This window comes from Amycolatopsis sp. NPDC051106, assembly GCF_040682775.1.
In the GTDB taxonomy this organism is placed as follows: Bacteria; Actinomycetota; Actinomycetes; order Mycobacteriales; family Pseudonocardiaceae; genus Amycolatopsis.
The window spans coordinates 24218-30655 of the sequence record NZ_JBFBBQ010000105.1 but is presented as its reverse complement, the minus strand read 5'-3'; the positions used below and the strand labels follow the sequence as shown (position 1 = coordinate 30655).

The window sequence follows — 6438 nt, the reverse complement described above, 5'->3', positions numbered from 1 at the left end:
CGTTGGGTGCGTCTGACGCACCGAACGCCACATTGGGGCGCTGGGCCACTCAGGACAGGAACTTGCGGAGGATCTCCGTGACCTGGCGGATCTCCGCCGTGTGGACGTTCTCTTGCTTCGTGTGCGCCAGCGTCGGGTCGCCCGGGCCGAAGTTGACCGCCGGCATCCCCAGCGCCGCGAACCGCGCCACGTCCGTCCACCCCAGCTTCGCCGCCGCGCGACCGCCGGCCGCCGACACCAGCTCGGCCGTCGCCGGGGCCGACAAGCCCGGCAGCGCTCCCGGGGACAGGTCCACAACGGACAGTTCGTAGCCGTCGAACACCTCGCGCAGGTGACGCTCGGCCGCCTCCGGGTCGCGGTCCGGGGCGAAGCGGTGGTTGACCGTCAGCACCGCCGCGTCCGGGACCACGTTGCCCGCCACGCCGCCGCTGATCGACGTCGCCTGGAGGCCTTCGCGGTAGGTGAGCCCGTCGATGTCGACGACCCGCGGCGTGTACTCCGCCAGCCGCCGCAGGGGCTCGGCCAGCGCGTGGATCGCGTTCTCCCCCATCCACGCCCGCGCGGTGTGCGCGCGCTTCCCGGAAAGCCGCAGCTCGACGCGCATCGTGCCCTGGCAGCCCGCCTCGATCACGCCGTTCGACGGCTCGCCCACGATCGCCAGGTCGCCGGCCAGCCACTCCGGCAGCTCGCGCTCGATCCGGCCGAGGCCGTTCTTCGTCGCTTCGACCTCTTCGTTGTCGTAGAAGACGAAGGTGACGTCGTGCTTCGGCTCCGGCAGCGTCGCGGCGAGGTGCAGGAACACCGCGTCGCCGCTCTTCATGTCGACCGTGCCGAGGCCGTGCAGGATCTCGTCGGCGCCGGTGCCTTCGCGCCGCGAAGGCAGGTTGCCGTTTTCCGGCACGGTGTCCAGGTGCCCGGCGAGCACGACCCGCGACGCGCGGCCGAGGTTGGTGCGCGCGAGGACGGCGTCGCCGTTGCGGAGCACTTCGAGGTGCGGCGCCTGCTTCTCGAGCGCTTCCTGCACGAGCGTCGCCAGCTCGGCCTCGCTGCCCGAGACGCTGAAGACGTCCACGAGCGCGGCAGTCAGGGCGACGGGGTCGGCGTGCAGGTCGAGGCTCATGCCCGGCACGCTACCGTGGGGGTGTGCGTAGGTTCGGAGTCGCCGTGGGCGGCGCGTTGCTGGTCCTGGTTCTGTCCGGCTGCGGCAACGAGGCGGGCCCGACCCCCAAGCAGGGCGGCGAGCCCGGACCGGACGCGCTCCCGACGAAGCTGGCCGCGCTGACCGCCGACCAGTGCTACGCGAGCCCGCGCACCCAGCTGCCGAAGGGCTGTGAGAAGTACGTCACGGAGGTCGCCAACGTGCCGGGCACGGCCCGCAAGCGCGCCGACGACCGCGACCCGCAGCTGGTCGCCGAAGCCGACAAGCTGGACACGGCCATCAAGGCGTTCCGCGGCGCCGGGTGCACGAACGTGCCCGACCCGGGTGGCCCCTGCACGCAGGCGCTGGTCGACGTCGCCGCTGCTCTGTCGGGCCTGAAGAAGCAGGTCGAAGCCCGGCCCACGACGGGTTGACCGGGGTCACCCCCGGTCTTTCGGGGGTTCAGGGGGCTTGCCCCCGGCTGGGGTCTGGGGCTTGGCCCCAGAAGTTACGGACTACGGTGAAGGCCGTGAGCGAGCAGAGCCCGAACCCCGAAACGACCGGCGCCAGCGGCGTCGGGCTGGCCACCGTCGCGACCGACGGGACGGTCCTCGACACCTGGTACCCGCACCCGAAGCTGACCGACGGCGGCACCGCCGGCACCGAGCGCCTGAGCCAGGAAGAGGCCACCGAGCTGCTCGGCGAAGCCGCCGCGGCGCTGCTCGGCCCGGACACCGACCGCGGGGTCGAGGTCGTCGCCGTCCGCACCACGATCGGCAAGCTGGCCGACGCCCCGGCCGACACGCACGACATGTACCTGCGGCTGCACCTGCTCTCGCACCGCCTGGTCCGCCCGCACGGCCAGAACCTCGACGGCATGTTCGGCCTGCTCGCGAACGTCGTGTGGACCAACCACGGCCCGTGCCCGGTCGAGGGTTTCGAGACGACGCGGCTGCGGCTGCGCTCGCGCGGCGCGGTGACCGTGTACAGCGTCGACAAGTTCCCGCGGATGGTCGACTACGTGCTGCCGGCCGGCGTCCGGATCGGCGACGCGGACCGCGTCCGGCTCGGCGCGCACCTGGCGTCCGGCACGACCGTGATGCACGAGGGCTTCGTGAACTTCAACGCCGGCACGCTCGGCGCGTCGATGGTCGAGGGCCGCATCTCGGCCGGCGTGGTGGTCGGCGACGGCTCGGACGTCGGCGGCGGCGCGTCGATCATGGGCACGCTCTCGGGCGGCGGCAAGGAGACGATCTCGCTGGGCGAGCGCTGCCTGATCGGCGCGAACGGCGGCGTCGGGATCTCGCTGGGCGACGACACGGTCGTCGAGGCCGGGCTGTACGTGACGGCGGGGACGAAGGTCGTCGTCGACGGCAAGGTCGTCAAGGCCCGCGAGCTCAGCGGCGTCTCGGGCGCGGTCTTCCGCCGCAACTCGGCGACCGGCGCGGTCGAGGTCGTGCCGCGGACGGGGTCCGGCGTCGAGCTGAACTCGATCCTGCACGCCAACTGAGCAGGTCCGTGAATGTCGCATTGACGGACTTGAAGTCCCTCAATGCGACATTCACGGCGTTGGGTGGGGCCGAGTCGTTCACCTACCATTCGTGAGGTGACCACCGAATCGTCGCCTCGCACCCCGGCCGATCTGGGCTTGCCCGAGCTCCCGGTCGCCGCGGGCCCGGCGGATCCGGCGGTCCACCACGTGCGGGCCAAGCTCGACCGGGAGATCCGCGCGCTGCTCGCGTACGAAGCCGGCACGCGCTCGGGCGCCGACCCCGAGGACCTGCACCAGATGCGCGTCGCGCTGCGGCGGATGCGCAGCGTCCTGAAGCTGTCCGGCGCGCTGGTCGGGGACGGCGCCGAGCCGGTGCGCGCGGAGCTGGGCTGGCTCGGCCAGTCGCTCGGCGAGGTGCGGGACTACGACGTCCTGATCGGGCACCTGCGCGAGGTCATCGCCGACTTCGAGGTCCGCGACCAGGCCGCCGGACGCCGGCTGGTGTCCCGGTTCGTCACCGAGCGCGCCGCGGCGAAGCGGCGGCTGACCCGGGCGCTGTCGAGCGCGCGCTACTCGACGTTGCTGCGGGAGGTCAGCCTGCTGACCCGGGGCAATCCGGCCGCGGCGGAAGAACGGCACGACTTGATCGCCGGACTGGCGAAGCCGCACCGCAAGCTCACCAAGGCCGTCCGCGCGCTGCCGGCCGACCCGCCGGACGACGACCTGCACGCCCTGCGCATCCACGGCAAGAAGCTCCGGTACGCCGCCGAGCTGGCCCAGACGTCGGCGAAGAAGAAGCGGGCGAAGCGGATCAAGAAGCTGATCAGGGCGACGCGGGACTTCCAGACGGTGCTCGGCGACCACCAGGACGCGGTGAACGCGGCCGAGCGGATGCGCACGGTGCTGGACACGGCGGACGGCGAGGTCGGCTTCGTCGCCGGCCGCATCGCCGAGCGCGAGCTGGCCCGCCGCGCCGAGGCCCGCGCGACCTGGCGCGCCTCCTGGGCCGCGGTCGACGACGCCGCCCGGGCCCTCCACGCCTGACCCGCTCCGCTCGTCACTTTCTGTGGGAAAGATGCGTCTCCGGCCCTCCGCAGCGCATCTTTCCTAGGGAAAGATGCGTCTCCGGCTCCCCACGGCGCATCTTTCCCTAGGAAAGTGCGGCCTCATGACATCGACCGGACGTACCCGTCCGGCCGGGCGAGGTCGCGAATGACTCATTCGGGACCTCCCGCGCCGCGAATGACACATTCGCGCCCCCGGGAGCTGCTGCCACCGAAGCCTGAACGCAGTGAATGACTCATTACTGGCGTCCGGCGCAGTGAATGACTCATTCCTGGCATTTCGGCCGCCCCCACTCCGAGCCGAGGACCGTAACCTGGGCCGATGGCGACGGCACTGACCCTGGGCATCGGCGGTGTGGTCCTGCTCTTCCTGGCCATCATCACCACCCTCGTCCTGGCCGGTCGCCGGGTGCGGCGCGGGCGGAAGCTCGGCCGCTACCCGTACCGCGCCAAGCCGAACGGCACCTACGACAACTCCACGCACAGCGGGATGTCGTGACTAGGCCACCGACCAGACGTACCCGTCCGGCCGGATGACGACCCGCCGGCCGCCCTCGGCCTCGTACGCCGCGTACGCGTGGCCGCCGTCGTCGACCAGGTCGGTGCCCGTGGCGACGCTGCCCGCCGGCAGGATCCGGTACCCCTCCGACGGACCGTCGCCGAAGGTCAGCGAAGTCGCGTGCGGGCCGCGGAACAGCTCGAACAGCCGGACCCGCTTGCCGTTCGCGTCGAGCAGGGGCGCGTCCGGTGCGCGGTCGCCGGGCTGGAGCGCGCCCGTTCCCGCCGGGGACAGCGGGCCGCCGCGGTAGCTGATGTCCAGCTGCTGGAAGTCCTCGCCGCGCTCGTGCGCGTCCTCGGCGCCGTCGACGTACTTCTGCAGCAGCTCCGTCGAAATCCCGAGCACGCGCGCCGCGTTCGTGCGGCGCTCGGCCTCGTAGCTGTCGAGCAGCTCGGGTGAGCCGTCCGCGAGCTTCCAGCCCAGGTTGTAGCCGTCCTGGACGCCCGTGTTCAGGCCCTGGCCGCCGGTCGGCGGGTGGACGTGCGCCGCGTCGCCGGCCAGGAAGACCCGGCCGTCGCGGAAGCGCGCCGCCAGCCGGACGTTCGGCCGCCACACCGTCGACCAGGCCAGGTCGGACAGCCGGACGGTGCCGCCGCTGAGCGCGTCGAGCCGGGCCTGGACCGCGGGCAGGGCCGTCTCGGCGTCCAGCTCGCCGTCGCCGAGCGGCGCGCCGAACTGGAACCACGGGGTGCCCGGCAGCGGGCTGAACACCATGCCGCTCATCGGGTCTTCCGGCGCCGCGAACCAGTGGCCGTACGCGCGGTCGAGCCCCTCGGCGTGGACGTCGCCGAGCAACATCCGGATCGACTCGTCGGTGTTGCCCTCGAACGCGATCCCCAGCGTCTTGCGCACGAAGCTCTTGCCCCCGTCGGCGCCGACGAGGTACGCCGCGCGGACGGTCTCGCCCGTGCTGAGCGTGGCCGTGACGCCGTCGGCGTCCTGCTCGAAGCCGGTCAGCGCGGTGTTCAGCTCGACGCGCACGCCGAACTCGGCCAGCCGGTCGCGCAGGATGCCCTCGGTGTGCGACTGGCTGAGGAACCAGCCGGTCGGGTACGGCTTCGACGGCGTCGGCTCGACCGGGTCGAACATCATCCGCTCGCCGACCACGTCGCCGCCGAGGTGGATCTTCATCGGCACCGGCGCGGCCCCCGCCGCGAGCACCGCGTCGAGCACGCCGAGGTCCTCGAAGACCTCCAGCGTGCGCGGTTGGAGCCCGTCGCCGCGCGAGCCCAGGAAGAACGTCTCGGCCTTGTCGATGATCCGCACGGCGACGTCGCGCCGGGCCAGCTCGATGGCCAGCGTCAACCCGGTCGGTCCCGCCCCCGCGATCAGCACCCGTGTATCCATCTCGTCCTCCCAGTGAATTGAAATTCAGTGAATCTTGATTCAGAATGACACTGCTAGCGTCCGGCGTCAAGGAGGTGGCGGTGAACCGCAAGGAGAAGGCCGCGGAGACGGAGACCGCGCTGAAGGCGGCGGCCCGGCGCGTGTTCGCGCGGAAGGGCTACCTGAACACGAAGATCACGGACATCACCGCCGAGGCGGGCCGGGCCGCGGGGTCGTTCTACAACCACTTCGCGGGCAAGGAGGAGCTGCTCGAGGCGCTCCTGACCGACATCGCCGCGTCAGGCGACGAAAGCGCGCTGACCGAAGGGCACCTGTCGGACTTCAGCGACCCGGCGGCGGTCCGCTGGCACGTGGCCCAGTACTGGGACTTCTACAAGGAGCACGCGTCGACGATGCAGGCGCTGCGCCAGGCGGCGATGGTCAACGACGCGTTCGCGCGGACGATGGCGAACTTCGGCGCGACCCAGGCGGCAGACCTCTACGGCCACCTGGCGCACGTGACGGCGGCCGGGATGCGGCTGCCGGCGAGCAAGGAGCTGTCGATCGCGATGATGTACCAGCTGGTCGACAGCTTCGCGCAGATGTGGCTGCTCGACCCGGCGCCGCCCGGGTGGACGCCACCGACCGACGAAGAAGCGATCGAAGCGCTCGCCCGGTTCGTTTACCGCGGGTTCACGGGCCGGGACTGTTAGGGGGCGCGCTCATCGCCGCCGCCAGGAACGTGATCGCCCAGCGTTCGCCGCGGTGCGGACTCTGCCGGAAGGGCTGCTCGTACCCGTGCTGCGGCGCTTCTCGGGGAGCGCGACGGCCGTGCACAGCGGGCTCAGCGACGCCTCGC

7 protein-coding genes are annotated in these 6438 nt (G+C 72.0%); 5 read left to right on the top strand and 2 right to left on the bottom strand.

Annotated elements, in window-relative coordinates; translation table 11 throughout:
• Window positions 1-49 precede the first annotated feature (49 nt).
• Window positions 50-1120 (bottom strand): succinyl-diaminopimelate desuccinylase, encoded by a 1071-nt coding sequence (gene dapE, locus AB0M83_RS42230; protein WP_364526456.1) that lies wholly within the window; start codon window positions 1118-1120, stop codon window positions 50-52.
• 44 nt (window positions 1121-1164) lie between these two features.
• Here dapE and AB0M83_RS42225 point away from each other — a divergent pair, with 44 nt between their 5' ends.
• From AB0M83_RS42225 to AB0M83_RS42210, 4 genes are all read left to right on the top strand, one after another.
• The gene (locus AB0M83_RS42225; protein WP_364526458.1) at window positions 1165-1572 is read left to right on the top strand and encodes a hypothetical protein; all 408 of its coding nucleotides are present in this window, start codon (window positions 1165-1167) and stop codon (window positions 1570-1572) included.
• Between the two features lie 95 nt (window positions 1573-1667).
• A complete protein-coding gene (dapD, locus tag AB0M83_RS42220; protein WP_364526454.1) occupies window positions 1668-2648 on the top strand; it encodes a 2,3,4,5-tetrahydropyridine-2,6-dicarboxylate N-succinyltransferase in 981 nt (326 codons plus the stop codon).
• 96 nt (window positions 2649-2744) lie between these two features.
• Window positions 2745-3674 carry a CHAD domain-containing protein gene (locus AB0M83_RS42215; protein WP_364526452.1) on the top strand — a complete coding sequence of 310 codons (930 nt, stop codon included), beginning with the start codon at window positions 2745-2747 and terminating at the stop codon, window positions 3672-3674.
• A gap of 342 nt (window positions 3675-4016) precedes the next feature.
• Window positions 4017-4193, top strand: coding sequence for a hypothetical protein (locus tag AB0M83_RS42210; RefSeq protein ID WP_364526450.1), 177 nt, complete (start codon window positions 4017-4019; stop codon window positions 4191-4193).
• Here AB0M83_RS42210 and AB0M83_RS42205 read toward each other — a convergent pair whose 3' ends face one another.
• Window positions 4194-5600 (bottom strand): FAD-dependent monooxygenase, encoded by a 1407-nt coding sequence (locus AB0M83_RS42205; protein WP_364526448.1) that lies wholly within the window; start codon window positions 5598-5600, stop codon window positions 4194-4196.
• A 44-nt stretch (window positions 5601-5644) separates the two neighbouring features.
• Between AB0M83_RS42205 and AB0M83_RS42200 the strand changes: the two genes are divergently transcribed.
• Window positions 5645-6292, top strand: a complete 648-nt coding sequence (locus AB0M83_RS42200; RefSeq protein WP_364526447.1) for a TetR/AcrR family transcriptional regulator — start codon at window positions 5645-5647, stop codon at window positions 6290-6292.
• The last annotated feature ends 146 nt before the right edge of the window (window positions 6293-6438 follow it).

Bases quoted from the DNA above. Each gene is read 5' to 3' on its own strand.
- dapE (WP_364526456.1), bottom strand. From the start codon at position 1,120: ATGAGCCTCGACCTGCACGCCGACCCCGTCGCCCTGACTGCCGCGCTC.
- AB0M83_RS42210 (WP_364526450.1), top strand. From the start codon at position 4,017: ATGGCGACGGCACTGACCCTGGGCATCGGCGGTGTGGTCCTGCTCTTC.
- AB0M83_RS42205 (WP_364526448.1), bottom strand. From the start codon at position 5,600: ATGGATACACGGGTGCTGATCGCGGGGGCGGGACCGACCGGGTTGACG.
- AB0M83_RS42200 (WP_364526447.1), top strand. From the start codon at position 5,645: ATGACACTGCTAGCGTCCGGCGTCAAGGAGGTGGCGGTGAACCGCAAG.